Origin of the sequence: Streptomyces sp. OfavH-34-F (assembly GCF_022347745.1) — a bacterium.
Lineage (GTDB): Bacteria > Actinomycetota > Actinomycetes > Streptomycetales > Streptomycetaceae > Streptomyces.
In genome coordinates, this window is sequence record NZ_JAKRGC010000147.1 from 1 (window position 1) to 15,290 (window position 15,290).

The following is a 15,290-nucleotide window of genomic DNA, read 5'->3' on the forward strand; positions in this document are numbered from 1 at the left end:
GCCCGCGCGGCCCGGTCGGTGCGCTCGCCGGGTCCGTCGCCGGCCGCGCGGGCCATGAGCTGCCGGGTCACCGCGGGCGACAGGACGGGGTCGCCGGCCGCGACGCGGCGCACCGATTCGACGATCCGGGCGGGCGGGGTGTCCTTGAGGACGAAGCCGGCGGCCCCGGCCCGGATGGCGCGCAGGACCTGCTCGTCGGCGTGGAAGGTGGTGAGGAGGACGATCTCGGGTGCGTCGGGCCGGGCGCGCAGCAGTTCGGTGGCGCTGAGCCCGTCCATGACCGGCATCCGGATGTCCATCAGCACCACGTCGGGCCGCAGCCGTTCGACGAGCGCGGCGGCCTCGCTGCCGTCGGCGCCCTCGCCCACGATGTCGATGTCGTCGGCGCCGCCCAGCATGAGGGCCAGTCCGGCCCGCACGAGCGGGTCGTCGTCGATGATGAGGAGGCGGACGGGCGCGGTGGTCATGGTGCCCACGGTAGCCAGGCCCGGACGGCGAACCCGCCGCCGGGTTCGGGTCCGTGGTCGAGCCGTCCGCCGGCGAGGGTGGCCCGTTCGGTGAGGCCGATGAGCCCCTGGCCGGAGCCGGGGACGGGGGCGAAGGGTTCGGTGGGGGCCGGGTTGGACACCTCGACGGTGATGCCGCGGCCGGGTCCGCCGTCGAGGGAGACGGTGACCTCGGTGCCGGGGGCGTGCTTGCGGGCGTTGGTCAGCGCCTCCTGGGCGATCCGGTAGACGGTGCGTCCGGAGGCCGCGGGCACGGCGTCGGGGTCGGCGATGCGGTGGTCGAGGACGACCTCCATGCCGGCCTGCCGGGATTCGGTGATCAGCGCGTCGAGGGTGGCGAGGGTGGGCTGGGGGCGGTTGCCGTCGGTGTCGCCGTCGCGGGGGCCGCGCAGGACGCCGATGATCTCGCGGAGGTCCTGGAGGGCCTCGTGCGCGCTGTCCCGGATGACCCCGGCGGCGCGGGCGACTTCGGGCGCGGGCGCGTCGGGCCGGAACTCCAGGGCGCCGGCGTGGACGCTGAGCAGGGTGAGCCGGTGGGCGAGCACGTCGTGCATCTCGCGGGCGATCTCCTCCCGGGCGAGCCGCTGTGCCTGTTCGGCGCGCAGGGCGGCCTCGGACTCGGCGCGGCGGGCGCGTTCCCTGAGGGAGACGACGAGTTGGCGGCGGGAGCGCACGATCATGCCCCAGCTGAGGGTGAGCAGGATCAGCAGGACGCCGATGACGGTGGACGCGAGGAACGAGGTGCCGGGGTCGGGGCGCAGGTAGGGCTGGACGGGGGCGCTGGCCAGGGCCAGGGCGCCGACGAGGGCGACGGGGCGGAACGGCCGGTGGACGGCCACGCTGAACAGCGCGACGAGCAGGGCGCCCGCCGCGACGGGTTCCACGGTGGCCAGCAGCGTCAGGGTGACGGCGAGCGCGACCGGCCAGCGGCGCCGGACCCACAGGGCGCAGCAGGCGGCGGCGCCGACGAGGGAGTCGACCATGACGAAGGCGTCCGGGGTGGTGGGGTCGGCCTCGATCGTGGCGATGGTGCCCAGGCCGACGCCGGCGGCGCACAGGAAGGCCGTGATGTCGACGACCCAGTCCCGCACGGTGCGGCGGGTCCGGTCGCGGTCGCCCGGCAGTTCGGGGCCGGCCATCGCCGAGGGCAGCAGCCAGGGGTACTCCGTACGCGTCATGCCGTCCACGCTACGCAGCCGGGCGGCGGGTTCCGGGCGTTCGGGGCGCTGCAGCGACCGAAGTCGCGCGGGGAGAGACTTTCGGACCCGGCGGGCAGACCTTCGGCCGACGCGGGGGCGGCGCGGGGGCGGCCAGGCTGGCGGCCATGAAGAAACTCTGCGAGACGGTCGGCTTCCTGATCTTCGTCCAGGGAGTCACGGGGCTGCTCCATGAATGGCTGGACTGGTTCCACTTCTTCAACGTGGTCCTGCGGATACCGTTCGTCGCCGAGCACTCCCTGTTCGTGTCCATCGTGCTGGTGGTGACGGGGACGGCGGTGATGATCGCGTCCGACTCGATCAAGGAGTGAGGGGGTCAGGGGCGGGCGGGGCCGGTGACGGCGCGCCTGCCCCAGGCGGTGCCGGCCAGGACCAGGACGGCGCCGGCCACCCCGGCGGCCCCCAGGCGCTCGCCGCCGATCGCGATGCCGACGGCGGCGGCCCACAGCGGTTCCGTGCCGAGCAGCAGGCTGACCCGGGACGGCGAGGTGCGGCGTACGGACCACATCTGGACGAAGAACGCGAAGAGCGTGCAGAACACGGACAGGAAGAGCAGTCCGGCCCATTCCCGCGGCCCGAACCCGGCGGCGACCGTCCAGGGCGCCCGGCCGGTGCCCGGCGCGGCGGCCAGCAAGGCGAAGACGGCGACGGCGCTGCCGAGCTGGACGGTGGTCAGGGACAGCGAGTCGGCCGACCGCACCGCCTCGACGCGGGCCATGAGCAGGACGTGCAGGGTGCGGGCGAGGGCGGCGAGGAGCATCAGGAGGTCGCCGGCCGAGGGGGTGGTGAAGCCGCCGCCCTGGGTCAGCAGCACCACCCCGGCGACGGAGAGCCCGGCGGCGCCGAGGAAGGCCCCGGTCGGCCGGGTCCGGGTCACGGCGGCCTCGGCGAGCGGCGTGAAGATCATGGTGAGGCTGATGATGAGCCCGGCGTTCGTCGCCGAGGTGTGCACGATGCCGTACGTCTCCAGCAGGAAGATCCCGCTCAGGACCAGGCCCAGCAGCGCGGCGCCGCGCCACTGCGGCGCGCGGAGCGCGCGCAGCCGGCGCCTTCCGGCGACGACCAGGACGGGCAGCACCACGGCGAACCGCAGCACGAGGACCGCGACGACGGTCTGGGCCGTGGTGATGCCCTTGGCGGCGAGGTAGCTGGAGCCCCAGACCACGGCGACCAGCAGGACGGGCAGATCGGTGAGCCAGGCCCGGCGCGGCGGGGCGAGGGCGGGGACGGCGACGGACGACACCTCGGTACTCCGGATTCTCCGCAGGGGTGGATGTGGAGACGGCACCGGCTCGCACGTGGGGGCGGTCACGCTACCCGGTGGCCGCGCGCGGTGGCGAGCCCCCGCCGGTCCGCGCTGCCGGGCCTGGCCGGCCCGCCTACGCTGGGCGGGGAGGCATGCCCGCGGCAGGACGACGAGAAGGGACGATCATGTCCGGTATCCCGGCGCACACCCTGAACGACGGCCGTACGATCCCGGCGGTGGGCCTCGGCACCTATCCGCTCGACGACGACGCGGCGGAGCGGGCCGTCGCCGGAGCCCTCGGTCTCGGCTACCGGCTGGTGGACACCGCGCTGAACTACGGCAACGAGACCGGTGTGGGGCGCGGCGTCGCGCACTCCGGGGTGGACCGCGAGGAGGTCTTCGTCACGACCAAGGTGCCCGGCCGGCACCACGGTTACGAGAAGACGCTGGCCTCGTTCGAGGAGTCGCGGAGCAACCTCGGCCTGGACTACGTGGACCTCTATCTCATCCACTGGCCGCTGCCGAAGGTGGGGCTGTACGTGGACACCTGGCGGGCGCTGGTCAAGCTGCGCGAGGACGGTCTCGTCCGGTCGGTCGGGGTCTCCAACTTCACCGCGGAGCATCTGGCGCGGCTGGAGGAGGAGACGGGGGTGGTGCCCGCCGTCAACCAGGTCGAGCTGCATCCCCGGCTGCCGCAGGAGGAGTTGCGGGCGGTGCACGCGGCGAAGGGGATCGTCACCCAGAGCTGGAGCCCGCTGGGGCGCGGGCGCGACCTGCTGGCCGACCCGGAGGTGGTGGCGGTCGCGGAGGCGCACGGGGTGACGCCGGGGCAGGCGGTGCTGCGCTGGCACACCCAGCTCGGTGCCGTACCGGTCCCGAAGTCGGCCGATCCGGGGCGGCAGCGGGAGAACCTGGACCTGTTCGGCTTCGAGCTGACGCCCGAGGAGCTGGGCCGGATCTCCAACGGCCGCCGGGAGCGGTTCGGCGGCGACCCCGAGGAGCACGAGGAGTTCTGACGGGCCCGGGGCCTGGCGCCTGGGGCCTCTCGTCAAAGCGCCGTCGGCCGGGGGGTCTGCGACGGGGTCATGCGCGGTCCTCCCTGGTCTGGAGGCGGCCGGTGGGTTCGGTGAGGACGCCGTCGTGGGCGATGCGCGTGCCGCGCAGCCAGGTGGAGCGCACCACGCCGTGCAGGGTGCGTCCGGCGTACGCGGTGACCCGGTTGCGGTGGAACAGCTCGGCCGGGTCGACGGTGAAGGCGGCTTCGGGGGCCAGGACCGCGAAGTCGGCGTCGCGGCCGGCCTCGATGGCGCCCTTGTGGTGCAGTCCGGCGAGGGCGGCGGGGGCGGTGGACATCCAGCGGGCGACGTCGTCCAGGGTGTGGCCCCGGCGGCGGGCCTCGGTCCAGATGGCGGGGAGCCCGAGCTGGAGGGAGGAGATGCCGCCCCAGGCGGAGGCGAAGTCCGGGGTCTTGAGGTCGGTGGTGCAGGGCGAGTGGTCGGAGACGACGCAGTCGATGGTGCCGTCGGCGAGGCCCTGCCAGAGCGCGTCCTGGTTGGCGGCCTCCCGGATCGGCGGGCAGCACTTGAACTCGGTGGCGCCGTCCGGGACTTCCTCGGCGGTAAGGGTGAGGAAGTGCGGGCAGGTCTCGACGGTGAGCCGGACGCCCTCGCGCCGGGCGGCGGCGATCATCGGCAGCGCGTCGCTCGACGACAGGTGCAGGACGTGCACGCGGGCGTCGAGCCGGCTGGCGTGCGCGATCAGGCCCTGGATGGCGGTGTTCTCGGCGTCGCGGGGGCGGGAGGCGAGGAAGTCGGCGTAGGCGGGGCCGGCCTGCTGCGGGGCGGCGGCCAGGTGGTGGGGGTCCTCGGCGTGCACGATGAGCAGTCCGCCGAAACCGGTGATCTCGGCCATGGACCGGGCCAGTTGTTCCTGGTCCAGCTCGGGGAACTCCTCGACGCCGGAGGGCGACAGGAAGCACTTGAAGCCGTACACGCCGGCCTCGTGGAGCGGGCGCAGGTCCTTGACGTTGGTGGGGACGGCGCCGCCCCAGAAGCCGGTGTCCACGTGCACCTTGGGTGCGGCGACCTGCTGCTTGACGCGCAGGTGCTCGACGGTGGTGGTGGGCGGCAGGGAGTTGAGGGGCATGTCGAGCAGGGTGGTGATGCCGCCGGCCGCGGCGGCGCGGGTGGCGGTCCAGAAGCCCTCCCACTCGGTGCGGCCGGGGTCGTTCACATGGACATGGGTGTCCACCAGGCCGGGCAGCAGGGCGTCGTCGCCGAAGTCCTCGACGCGGGCGCCGGCGGGCGCCTCGGCGTCGTGGGGGAGGACGGCGTCGATGGTTCCGCCGGTGACGGCGACCGACGCGGGCCGGGTTCCCCCGGGGGTGACGACGCGCGTCGAGCGCAGCAGCAGCTTCACGTCCGGACCGGGCACCCGTGCTCCTCACTTCGCAATTTCAACGAACTGTTGAAGGAGTCTTCACTCGGCGGGGCGGCCCGTCAAGACCTCTCCCCCGCGCCATGGGCGCCCGGAGGGCCCCTCTGGACGTTTCCACGAAGTAAAAGGTCAATTTCGGTGGGCGGAACGTAGAATGGCCCAGGCGAGGTGTCTCCGGGCCCCCGCACGACCTGCGGACACCCGGACGAACGGGCGCTGACCGGCTACGACGGCCCACGGGCGGCACGGGCCCGTCCGACAGGGCCCGGTAGGCTGCAGCCTTGCTCCTCCGCTTCGAAAGGACCGTTGACGTGCCGCCGTCCCACGCCAGCACTTCCGACTCCAAGCCCGCCGCTCCCAGCGGGGGTGTGCAGTCCCTTGAGCGCGCCTTCGACCTGCTGGAGCGGATGGCCGACGCGGGGGGCGAGGTCGGCCTGAGCGAGCTGTCGGCGAGCAGCGGACTCCCCCTGCCCACGATCCACCGCCTGATGCGCACGCTGGTGCTGTGCGGCTACGTACGCCAGCAGCCCAACCGGCGTTACGCGCTCGGCCCCCGGCTGATCCGCCTCGGCGAGTCCGCCTCTCGGCTGCTCGGCACCTGGGCCCGCCCCTATCTGGCCCGGCTGGTCGAGGAGACCGGCGAGACGGCCAACATGGCGCTGCTCGACGGCGACGAGATCGTGTACGTGGCGCAGGTGCCGTCCAAGCACTCGATGCGCATGTTCACCGAGGTCGGCCGCCGGGTCCTGCCGCACTCCACCGGGGTCGGCAAGGCGCTGCTGGCGCACACCCCGCCGGACGAGGTGCGCGCGCTGCTCGCCCGTACCGGCATGCCGGCCGCCACCGAGAAGACGATCACCACCCCGGACGGCTTCCTGGAGGCGCTGGACCAGGTCCGCAGGCTGGGCTACGCCATCGACGACAACGAGCAGGAGATAGGGGTGCGCTGCCTGGCGGTCTCGGTGCCCAACTCCCCCACCTCCGCCGCGATCTCGATCTCCGGCCCGGCCGGCCGGGTCACCGAGGCGGCCACCGAACGGATCGTGCCCATCCTCCAGCAGGCGGCCAGGGACCTGTCCGAGGCGCTGACCGGCAGCGGCACGGCCGGCTGACCGGCGCACGGCGAGCGGGCCCGGACCCTTCGGGGGGTCCGGGCCCGCTCGCGTCCCCCGGGGCCGGGCGGGGCGTCCGGGTCACACGGGGGCCGGAGCCGTGAGCCGGCCGTCGGTCATGGTGACCGTGCGGTCCGCGCGGTCCAGGTGCGCGCGGTCGTGCGTGACCAGGACCGTCGCCGTGGACCGCTCCCGGGTCAGCGTGACCAGCAGGTCGAGGACCGCCGCGCCGCGCTCGTGGTCCAGCGCGCTGGTCGGCTCGTCCACCAGCAGCAGGGCCGGGTCGTTCATCAGGGCGCGGGCGATGTTGACCCGCTGGCGCTGCCCGCCGGAGAGCTGGTGCGGCCTGCGGCCCGCCTGACCGGCGAGACCGACCGCGTCCAGCAGGCCCAGCGCGCGGGCCCGGACCGCCCCGGCCCGGCCGCCCGAGAGGTGCGTCATGACCTGGAGCTGTTCGACGGCGGTCAGCGAGGGCAGCAGATTGGGCTGCTGGAAGACGATCCCGACGCGTTCCCGGCGCAGCGCCGCCTTCTCGGCGCGTCCCAGCCCCGTGGTGTCCGTGCCCGCGACGACGACCGCGCCCGAGTCCGGGGTGACCAGGGTGGCGGCCACCGCGAGCAGGCTGGACTTGCCGGAGCCGGACGGACCGACGACGGCGGTGAGGGTGCCGGCGGGCACGTCGAGCGCGACGCGGTCCAGGGCGGTGAGGCGGCCGTCGCCGTCCGGGTAGGTGAGGGTGACATCGGTGAGCGTGAGGGTCATCGGGCACTCCCGAGCGCGGTGAGCGGGTCGACGGCGGTGATCCGCCGGATGGACAGGGCCGCCCCGGCGGCGCCGAGGGCGATGGTCACGGCGGCCGGGACGAGGACCGTCGCCGCGTCCAGGACGAACGGCACGCTGCCGCCGGAGACCAGGGCGCCGGTGCCGGCGGCGAGGGCGGTGCCCAGACCGGTCCCGAGGACGAGCATCGCGACCGCCTGTCCGAGCGCGTCCCGGAGCAGGTACGGGGTGGAGGCGCCCAGCGCCTTGAGCACGGCGACGTCGCCGCTGCGCTGGATCGTCCAGACGGTGAAGAACGCGCCGATGACCAGGGCGGAGATGGCGAAGAGGAAGGCGCGCATCAGCTGGAGCGAGCCGTTCTCGGCCTGGTAGGAGCCGATCGCGGTGAGCGAGTCCGCCAGGGTGAGCGTCCGGGTGCCCGCCGCCCGGTCCCCGGCGGCGGTGTCGGCGGCGCCGGTGAGGGTCAGGGCGATCACGGTGGCACGGTCGTCGCCGTTCCCGGAGCGCCGCCAGTCGGTGAGGTCGGTCCAGACGACCGGGGTGTGGCTGTACGAGGCGTCCCCGGCGACGGCGGCCACGGTCACCTCCCGCCCGCCGAGCCGCAGCCGGTCCCCGGCGCCCACCGCCAGCTCGTCCGCCGCGCCGTGCGAGAGGACGGCCCGGCCGGGGGCGACCCGGGTGCCGGGCGGGGCGAGTCCACCGCCGGGCTCGACGCCGAACGCGGAGACGGCGGCGGTGCACTCCCCCGTACCGGCGGTGCCCTCCCCCGTACCGGTGGCGGCGTTCAGGGTGCGGATGCCGAGCGGCTGCGCGGACGTCACGCCCGGCTGCCGGGCCCAGGCCCGTACCGCGTCCTCGCCGACCGAGGAGTCGGTGAAGGAGACCGACCGGCCGTCCGGCGGGGCGGCGAACGCCAGCCGGTCGGCGTTCAGCCCGGTGACGGCCGAGGTGTTCTCCCGGGCCAGCCCCGCGGTGAGGCCGGACAGCAGGCCGACCAGCAGGGTGATCAGCACGACGACCGTGCCCATGAGGGCGAAGCGGCCCTTGGCGAACCGTAGATCTCTCCATGCGACGAACATGGCTCCAGCCTTGTTCTCCGGAGCCCGCCGGGCATCGCCCCCGCGCTGGTGCCGACATCAACCTTTCGATTGACCGGCTCCGGGCGGGGCGCGCCTACGCTGGATTCATCATGGAAACGCGTGTCCATCCCCCGGTCGCCGCCGCGCTGCGGCTGTGTCTGCACGGTCTGATGCTGGGCCTGCTGGTGCTCACGGCCGTCAAGGCCGCCGGGGACGGCGTCCCGCGCGCCGGCGCCGTGATCGCGACCGCCGGGGTGCTGGGCGCGGTGTACGCGGCCGGCGCGGCGGCCCGGTCCGTGCAGCCGGGCACCCGGGCGGGCACGGGCTGGCTGGCGGTGCTGGGGCTGCTGTGGGCGGCGCTGCTGGTGCTGTCGCCGGACGCGCTGTGGGTGGCCTTCCCGCTCTACTTCCTCCAGCTGCACCTGCTGCCGACGCGCTGGAGCCTGCCGGCCGTCGCCGTGACGGCGGCGGCGGCCATCGCGGGCTTCCTGCTGCACGGACAGGCGGTCACCCCGGGCACGTTCGTCGGGCCGCTGCTCGGCGCGGCCGTCGCCGTGGCCACGGTCCTCGGGTACGAGGCGCTGTTCCGGGAGAGCGAGCGGCGGCGCCGGCTCATCGAGGAGCTGATCGCCACCCGTGCGGAGCTGGCCGCGGCGGAGCGCACGGCCGGCACGCTGGCGGAGCGGGAGCGGCTGGCCCGCGAGATCCACGACACCCTGGCCCAGGGCCTGTCCAGCATCCAGCTCCTGCTGCGCGCCGCCGAGCGGGCCCTGCCCGAGGACGCCCCGGCCGCCGCCCATGTGCACCGGGCGCGCGAGGCGGCGCAGGACAACCTCGCCGAGGCCCGCCGCTTCGTCCGCGCGCTTACCCCGCCGGACCTGGAGCACGGCTCGCTGGCCGCCGCCCTGGAACGGCTCACCGCCCGGGCCGGCGCCCCGGGGCTGACCGTGCGGTTCGCGGTGAGCGGCACCCCGGTCGAACTGCCCACGCCGTACGAGGTGGCGCTGCTGCGGACGGCACAGTCGGCGCTCGCCAACACCGTGCGGCACGCCGGGGCGCGGCGGGCGGAGATCACGCTGAGCTTCATGGACACCTCGGTGTCGCTGGACGTGGTGGACGACGGGTGCGGCTTCGCGCAGGACGCGCCGGCCCGGCCGTCCCCGGAGTCCGGCGGCTTCGGGCTGCCGGCGATGCGGTCGCGGGCCCGGTCGCTGGGCGGCACGCTGAGCGTGGAGTCCGCGCCCGGCCAGGGCACCGCGGTCGCGCTGACGCTGCCGCTGCCGGCGGACCGGGCCGGGCGGGAGGCGGCATGAGCGCCCCGGTCAGGCTGCTGCTCGCCGACGACCATCCGGTGGTGCGGGCCGGGCTGCGGGCGGTCCTGGACACCGAGCCGGACTTCCGGGTCGTGGCGGAGGCCGCCACCGCCGAGGAGGCCGTCGCCCGTGCCGCCGCGGGCGGGCTCGACGTGGTGCTGATGGACCTGCAGTTCGGGTCCGGGATGCACGGTGCGCAGGCCACCGCCGCGATCACGGCCGCGCCGGACGCGCCGCGCGTGCTGATCCTGACCACGTACGACAGCGACGCGGACATCCTGGCGGCGGTGGAGGCGGGGGCGGCGGGCTATCTGCTGAAGGACGCGCCGCCGGAGGAGCTGGCCGCCGCGGTCCGTACGGCGGCGGCCGGCCGCTCCGCGCTGGCCCCGGCCGTCGCGCACCGGCTGATGGACCGCATGCGCACGCCCGCACAGGCGCTCACCAAGCGCGAACTGGAGGTGCTGCGCCTGGTCGGCGAGGGCCTGTCCAACGCGGAGATCAGCAAGCGGCTGTTCCTGAGCCAGGCGACCGTCAAGTCCCATCTGGTGCACATCTACGCCAAGCTCGGCGTGGACTCGCGCACGGCGGCGGTCGCGGCGGCGACGGCCCGCAGGCTCATCCGCCGCTGACCCCGGGTCAGCGGAGCGGCGGCTCGCCGAAGAGATCGACGGCGACGCGCACGTCCCGCAGCGCCGACGCCAGCGCGCTCACCGAGCCGATCGCCCCCGCGACCAGCAGCAGCGAGCGGCGCAGCCGGGGGATCTCGGGCACTCCACTGAGCGCCATGGCGTCCAGCGCGGCCAGTTCGTCCTCGGCGATGGCACGGTCGGGGAACTGCCCGGGATGCCCGGCCAGCGCCCGCCGGAGCCGGGAGACCGCCGTACGCAGCTCCGTGACCCTGGGGTCCTCACCGCTGCCGGTCACCCGCTCCTGTCCGACGCTCTTCAACAAAGCTCCCCCTCGCACGTCCTCGTGCCGGTGCTGATCCCACCCCTTCCCGGACCTGGTCAAGTGTCCGGGGGTGCGGGCAAGTTAACGCCATAAAAGGTACCGGACGCCACCTCGCGCACCCGATGCCCGCCGTACGGGCGGGCGGCGCGGGCGTGAACGGCGGGCGTGCGGTATCCAGAGCGGTATGACAAGTGAACCCGTCTCCCCCGTCGTCGCCGGACTGCTGCTCGCCGCCGGGGGCGGCCGGAGGCTGGGCGGACGCCCGAAAGCCCTGCTGGGACACCGTGGACGGCCGCTCGTGGAGCACGCGGTGCGCGTGCTGCGGGAGGGTGGCTGCGGTCCGGTGCACGTCGTGCTGGGCGCGGCGGCCGAGGAGGTGCGGGCGCGGGCGGATCTGGCCGGCTGCTCGGTGGGCGTCAACCCGGAGTGGACGTCCGGGATGGGATCGTCGCTGCGGGCGGGGCTCGGCGCGCTCGCGGGGACGGGCGCGGACGCGGCGCTGGTGCTGCTGGTCGACCAGCCGGGGATCGGCGGGCGGGCGGTGGCGCGGGTGCGGGCGGCGTACCGGGACCGGACGAGTCTGGTGGCGGCCTCGTACGCGGGCGAGCGCGGCCATCCGGTGCTGTTCGGGGCGGACCGGTGGGCGGACGTCGCGGCGGGGGCGGTGGGTGACCAGGGGGCGCGGGGGTATCTGCGGGCGCACCGGGACGCGCTGGCGCTCGTGGAGTGCGGCGATGTGGCACAGGCGTACGACATCGACACTCCGGCGGACCTCTCGCACCTGGAGTGAGAGCCCTGGGAGGCTGCGCCGACGCCGCCCCGGCCGTTCTGTCGAGCCGGAGAATCTCGACATCAACAAACCATTGAACTTCCACCATGAGGAAACTACTATCCACTGACCAGAAGCCCTCTGCACCTCAGGCGGCGACCGCAGCCGTATCCCGGAGCCCCGGCACCCGTGCCGCATCGGGCGGCCCGGCGGCAGCGGACCCGCCGCACGCACCGCCCGCTGAAGGAGTGACCGCTCATGTCCGCACCAGCGCCGTCCCCGCTGGCCATCGTCGATGCCGAGCCCCTGCCCCGGCAGGACGAGGTCCTCACCCCCGCGGCCCTCGCGTTCGTGGCCGAGCTGCACCGCCGGTTCACGCCCCGGCGCGACGAGCTGCTCGCGCGCCGCGCCGAGCGCCGGGCGGAGATCGCCCGCACGTCCACGCTGGACTTCCTCCCGGAGACGGCGGCGATCCGTGCGGACGACTCCTGGAAGGTCGCCCCGGCCCCGGCCGCGCTGAACGACCGCCGGGTGGAGATCACCGGTCCCACGGACCGCAAGATGACCATCAACGCCCTGAACTCGGGCGCGCGGGTCTGGCTCGCCGACTTCGAGGACGCCTCCGCCCCCACCTGGGAGAACGTCGTCCTCGGCCAGCTCAACCTGATGGACGCCTACAACCGCTCCATCGACTTCACCGACCCCCGGTCCGGCAAGGCGTACGCGCTCAGGCCGGCCGGTGAACTGGCGACCGTCGTCACCCGCCCGCGCGGCTGGCACCTGGACGAGCGCCACCTCCGCCTCGACGGCACCCCGGTGCCCGGCGCCCTCGTCGACTTCGGCCTCTACTTCTTCCACAATGCCCAGCGCCTCATCGACCTCGGCAAGGGCCCGTACTTCTACCTGCCGAAGACCGAGTCGCACCTGGAGGCACGCCTCTGGAACGACATCTTCGTCTTCGCGCAGGACGAGCTGGGCATCCCGCAGGGCACCGTCCGGGCCACGGTCCTGATCGAGACCATCACCGCCGCGTACGAGATGGAGGAGATCCTCTACGAGCTGCGCGACCACGCCTCCGGGCTGAACGCGGGCCGCTGGGACTACCTGTTCTCCATCGTGAAGAACTTCCGCGACGGCGGGGCCAAGTTCGTCCTGCCGGACCGCAACGCGGTCACGATGACCGCCCCGTTCATGCGGGCGTACACCGAACTCCTCGTCCGCACCTGCCACAAGCGCGGCGCCCACGCCATCGGCGGCATGGCGGCGTTCATCCCGTCCCGCCGGGACGCCGAGGTCAACAAGGTCGCCTTCGAGAAGGTCAAGGCCGACAAGGACCGCGAGGCCGGCGACGGCTTCGACGGTTCCTGGGTCGCCCACCCCGACCTGGTCCCGATCGCCATGGCCTCCTTCGACGCGGTCCTCGGCGACAAGCCGAACCAGAAGGACCGGCTGCGCGAGGACGTCTCGGTGGCGGCCGGCGACCTCATCGCCATCGACACGCTGGACGCCAGGCCCACCTACGAGGGCCTGCGCAACGCGGTCGCCGTCGGCATCCGCTACATCGAGGCGTGGCTGCGCGGCATGGGCGCGGTCGCCATCTTCAACCTGATGGAGGACGCGGCCACCGCCGAGATCTCCCGCTCGCAGATCTGGCAGTGGATCAACGCCGGCGTGGTCTTCGAGAACGGCGAGCACGCCACGGCCGAGCTGGCCCGCGCGGTCGCCGCCGAGGAACTGGCCGCGATCCGCGCCGAGATCGGTGACGAGGCGTTCGCCGCCGGCCAGTGGCAGCAGGCCCACGACCTGCTCCTCCAGGTCTCGCTGGACGAGGACTACGCGGACTTCCTCACCCTCCCCGCGTACGAACGCCTGCGCTGACCCCCCGGTGCACCCCCGCCCCGGTGCCGCGTGGCGCCGGGGCGGGGGTGCGTCGAGGCCCAGGACGTCGTGCGTCTCAGGCCGCCGGGCACTTCCCTACCGCGACGGACAGTTCGACGTTTTCCGACGCGTCGTACAGTTCGCCGGGTTTCGGGCTCTGGCTACAGATTTCTCCGTGCACCCGGGAGATGTCCTGCTGATCGACGATGCCGGGGCCTCCGTAGAACACATTGATGAACCGGCTGTTGTAGCCCTTCGCCAGCAGCCGGTCGTAGGATTTCTCGAAATCCTTCCCCACGAGATCAGGCGTCCTGGGGGTGGGGACATGGGCGTTCCAATGCGTGGGACACGCTTCCCCGCGCGGGACGGCACCGAAATCCACGGAGTCCGGATCGGCTCCTTCTCTCGTCAGGCACGCCCGCCACAGTTCCGCATGCTGCAGATCCACTGTTCGGCCGAGGTCCGTCGCGTCTCGGACGGAGTAGCCGAGGTCCTTGTCGGAGGCTTCCTTCATTTTGACGGGCAGGCTGTCCGGAGGCAGAGGCGCGGACGCGGGTGTACTCCGTGCGGCTGAGGCTGTGGCGTCGGACGTATCGTTCGAGCAGCCTGCGCTCAAGGCGACAACGGCCAATATCGCAGGTATGCCCCTACCGAGCGATTTCAGTTTCATGACCCGCTTTCCCGTTACCGTGCGCCGCGCAGCAGCCGCACCGACGATTCCTCGGTGGATGCAGAACGTACCGCCTGGCATGGACGGGCTCAACGCCGCGCTTCTCGGCGGGAAGTGACGGGCGTTCACCGGGCCTGCGACGGACCGGAGGGTCAGAGGGTACGGATCGAGACGACCTCGTGGACCATGGCCGCGCTCGCCGCCGGGCCGTTGCAGGTCAGGCGGTGCGGTGGGGCCCGATGGGCGGTGACCTCGATGTCGTACGCCGTCGCGCGCGGCGCGGGCCCGGTGACGCGGATCAGCCAGTGCGGGCCCGCCCGCGAGGTGCCGGTGACCGCGTAGGCGTGCCGGCCCGCCGGGCCGTGGCGGGCGAGCAGCGCGGCGACGGCCGCCTGCTGGGCCGGGTAGAGGTCGGTGTAGCCGCGCAGGTGCCCGGCGTGGACGCGGTCCGCGAGGTGCTCCTCGACGACGGCGACGGACGAAGCGGCGTCCAGGGCGCCGTAGTAGACGCCGTCGGGCGCGACGAGCACATTGGCGGCGAACCGGTCGCCGCCCACGTGCGTGCACTCCCACACCGGATCGGACCACCGCGCGCTCAGGGCCGCGGCGACCGGGCGCCCGCGCAGCGCGCAGCAGGTGTCGTGCCGTCCGTGGGCGCAGACGAGGACGAGGGGCGGGTGGCCCGGCTCCCCCGGCTCGTCGAGCGCTTCGGCGGTGCGGGCCAGGTCCTCGTCGCGCTCCCAGGTCCCCCACCGCTGGCGGTGCGCTCCGGTGGCGTCGTACCGCAGGACCGCCCAGCGCCGGGGCCCCGGGCGGGGCGTGCGGCGGCCGTGGCGCCGGATCAGGAGGATGCGGGCCCGTACGGCGCTCGCCGCGTCGTAGAGCACGGCCTTGGCCACGGGGTCGAGCGGGAGGCCGTCGTAGCCGTTGGCCGGCCAGGGCCCGGCATGCTCGATCAGCACCCAGACGAGCCCGTACGGGGCGGTGCCCGGCAGCGCGTCGCCCCGGGTGCGGGCGGCGTCGGCGCAGAAGAAGCGTTCGGCCGTCACTGAGCCGCCGGTACGAGGACGCCCGCCCGCAGCAGCCTCCCCGCACAGGCGAGACCGAGGTCGCCGGCGGTGCGCACCTCGCCGGCGAGCAGGCGGCGCAGGGCGGGCAGGTCGGTCTCCGGGAAGTCCAGCCACCCCACCCGGGTGATCAGGCGCCGGCCGTCGAGGCGGGCTTCGAGCGCGCCCCGGAGCCGGACCGGGGTGCGGGGGCCGAGCCGCTGGACGGCGGCGAGCTGGGCGAGGGGGCCCAGCGGTGCGGGCCGGGCCTCGGCGCGCCGGGTGCG

Annotated in this window: 16 protein-coding genes and 1 pseudogene; 7 read left to right on the plus strand and 10 right to left on the minus strand. The window is 74.3% G+C overall.

Annotated elements, in window-relative coordinates; all coding sequences use genetic code 11:
• Together MHW47_RS20810 and MHW47_RS20815 are read right to left on the minus strand one after the other, a co-directional pair.
• Positions 1 to 467, minus strand: a 467-nt coding sequence (locus tag MHW47_RS20810) for a response regulator transcription factor (RefSeq protein WP_239225292.1), incomplete at its 3' end; no start/stop codon positions are given.
• Complete coding sequence (locus tag MHW47_RS20815; protein WP_239225293.1) at positions 464 to 1,684, minus strand: sensor histidine kinase; 1,221 nt, start codon at positions 1,682 to 1,684, stop codon at positions 464 to 466. The genes MHW47_RS20815 and MHW47_RS20810, both read right to left, overlap by 4 nt.
• A gap of 146 nt (positions 1,685 to 1,830) precedes the next feature.
• On the opposite strand from MHW47_RS20815, the gene MHW47_RS20820 reads away from it, so the two are divergent.
• Positions 1,831 to 2,034, plus strand: a complete 204-nt coding sequence (locus MHW47_RS20820; RefSeq protein ID WP_239225294.1) for a hypothetical protein — start codon at positions 1,831 to 1,833, stop codon at positions 2,032 to 2,034.
• Between the two features lie 5 nt (positions 2,035 to 2,039).
• Here MHW47_RS20820 and MHW47_RS20825 read toward each other — a convergent pair whose 3' ends face one another.
• Positions 2,040 to 2,966 (minus strand): DMT family transporter, encoded by a 927-nt coding sequence (locus MHW47_RS20825; RefSeq protein WP_239225295.1) that lies wholly within the window; start codon positions 2,964 to 2,966, stop codon positions 2,040 to 2,042.
• A 188-nt stretch (positions 2,967 to 3,154) separates the two neighbouring features.
• On the opposite strand from MHW47_RS20825, the gene MHW47_RS20830 reads away from it, so the two are divergent.
• Positions 3,155 to 3,985 carry an aldo/keto reductase gene (locus MHW47_RS20830; protein WP_239225296.1) on the plus strand — a complete coding sequence of 277 codons (831 nt, stop codon included), beginning with the start codon at positions 3,155 to 3,157 and terminating at the stop codon, positions 3,983 to 3,985.
• Between the two features lie 67 nt (positions 3,986 to 4,052).
• On the opposite strand, the gene allB is transcribed toward MHW47_RS20830, so the two are convergent.
• Entirely contained in the window at positions 4,053 to 5,402 is a 1,350-nt protein-coding gene (gene allB / locus MHW47_RS20835) for an allantoinase AllB (protein WP_239225297.1), read from the minus strand.
• Between the two features lie 314 nt (positions 5,403 to 5,716).
• Between allB and MHW47_RS20840 the strand changes: the two genes are divergently transcribed.
• Positions 5,717 to 6,517 carry an IclR family transcriptional regulator gene (locus tag MHW47_RS20840; protein WP_239225298.1) on the plus strand — a complete coding sequence of 267 codons (801 nt, stop codon included), beginning with the start codon at positions 5,717 to 5,719 and terminating at the stop codon, positions 6,515 to 6,517.
• 81 nt (positions 6,518 to 6,598) lie between these two features.
• On the opposite strand, the gene MHW47_RS20845 is transcribed toward MHW47_RS20840, so the two are convergent.
• Positions 6,599 to 7,279: an ABC transporter ATP-binding protein gene (locus MHW47_RS20845; protein WP_239225299.1), complete on the minus strand. Its 681-nt coding sequence runs from the start codon at positions 7,277 to 7,279 to the stop codon at positions 6,599 to 6,601.
• A complete protein-coding gene (locus MHW47_RS20850; protein ID WP_239225300.1) occupies positions 7,276 to 8,376 on the minus strand; it encodes an ABC transporter permease in 1,101 nt (366 codons plus the stop codon). Before MHW47_RS20850 ends, MHW47_RS20845 begins: the two co-directional genes overlap by 4 nt.
• Positions 8,377 to 8,486: 110 nt before the next feature.
• On the opposite strand from MHW47_RS20850, the gene MHW47_RS20855 reads away from it, so the two are divergent.
• Positions 8,487 to 9,689 (plus strand): sensor histidine kinase, encoded by a 1,203-nt coding sequence (locus MHW47_RS20855; RefSeq protein WP_239225301.1) that lies wholly within the window; start codon positions 8,487 to 8,489, stop codon positions 9,687 to 9,689.
• Positions 9,686 to 10,318, plus strand: a complete 633-nt coding sequence (locus tag MHW47_RS20860; protein WP_239225302.1) for a response regulator transcription factor — start codon at positions 9,686 to 9,688, stop codon at positions 10,316 to 10,318. The genes MHW47_RS20855 and MHW47_RS20860 overlap by 4 nt, the downstream gene beginning before the upstream one ends.
• A gap of 7 nt (positions 10,319 to 10,325) precedes the next feature.
• Here the strand turns inward: MHW47_RS20860 and MHW47_RS20865 are convergent, their stop codons facing one another.
• Positions 10,326 to 10,640 carry a DUF5955 family protein gene (locus tag MHW47_RS20865; protein WP_239225303.1) on the minus strand — a complete coding sequence of 105 codons (315 nt, stop codon included), beginning with the start codon at positions 10,638 to 10,640 and terminating at the stop codon, positions 10,326 to 10,328.
• A gap of 184 nt (positions 10,641 to 10,824) precedes the next feature.
• Here MHW47_RS20865 and MHW47_RS20870 point away from each other — a divergent pair, with 184 nt between their 5' ends.
• Together MHW47_RS20870 and aceB are read left to right on the plus strand one after the other, a co-directional pair.
• A complete protein-coding gene (locus MHW47_RS20870) occupies positions 10,825 to 11,430 on the plus strand; it encodes an NTP transferase domain-containing protein (protein ID WP_239225304.1) in 606 nt (201 codons plus the stop codon).
• Positions 11,431 to 11,667: 237 nt separating this feature from the next.
• Positions 11,668 to 13,287, plus strand: a complete 1,620-nt coding sequence (aceB, locus tag MHW47_RS20875; RefSeq protein ID WP_239225305.1) for a malate synthase A — start codon at positions 11,668 to 11,670, stop codon at positions 13,285 to 13,287.
• 76 nt (positions 13,288 to 13,363) lie between these two features.
• Here the strand turns inward: aceB and MHW47_RS20880 are convergent, their stop codons facing one another.
• From MHW47_RS20880 to MHW47_RS20890, 3 genes and pseudogenes are all read right to left on the minus strand, one after another.
• Positions 13,364 to 13,801 (minus strand): PASTA domain-containing protein, encoded by a 438-nt coding sequence (locus MHW47_RS20880; RefSeq protein ID WP_239225306.1) that lies wholly within the window; start codon positions 13,799 to 13,801, stop codon positions 13,364 to 13,366.
• Positions 13,802 to 14,109: 308 nt separating this feature from the next.
• Positions 14,110 to 15,006, minus strand: a complete 897-nt coding sequence (locus MHW47_RS20885; protein WP_239225307.1) for a sucrase ferredoxin — start codon at positions 15,004 to 15,006, stop codon at positions 14,110 to 14,112.
• A pseudogene (locus MHW47_RS20890) lies at positions 15,003 to 15,290 on the minus strand (cupin); the annotation flags it as partial. The gene MHW47_RS20885 and the pseudogene MHW47_RS20890, both read right to left, overlap by 4 nt.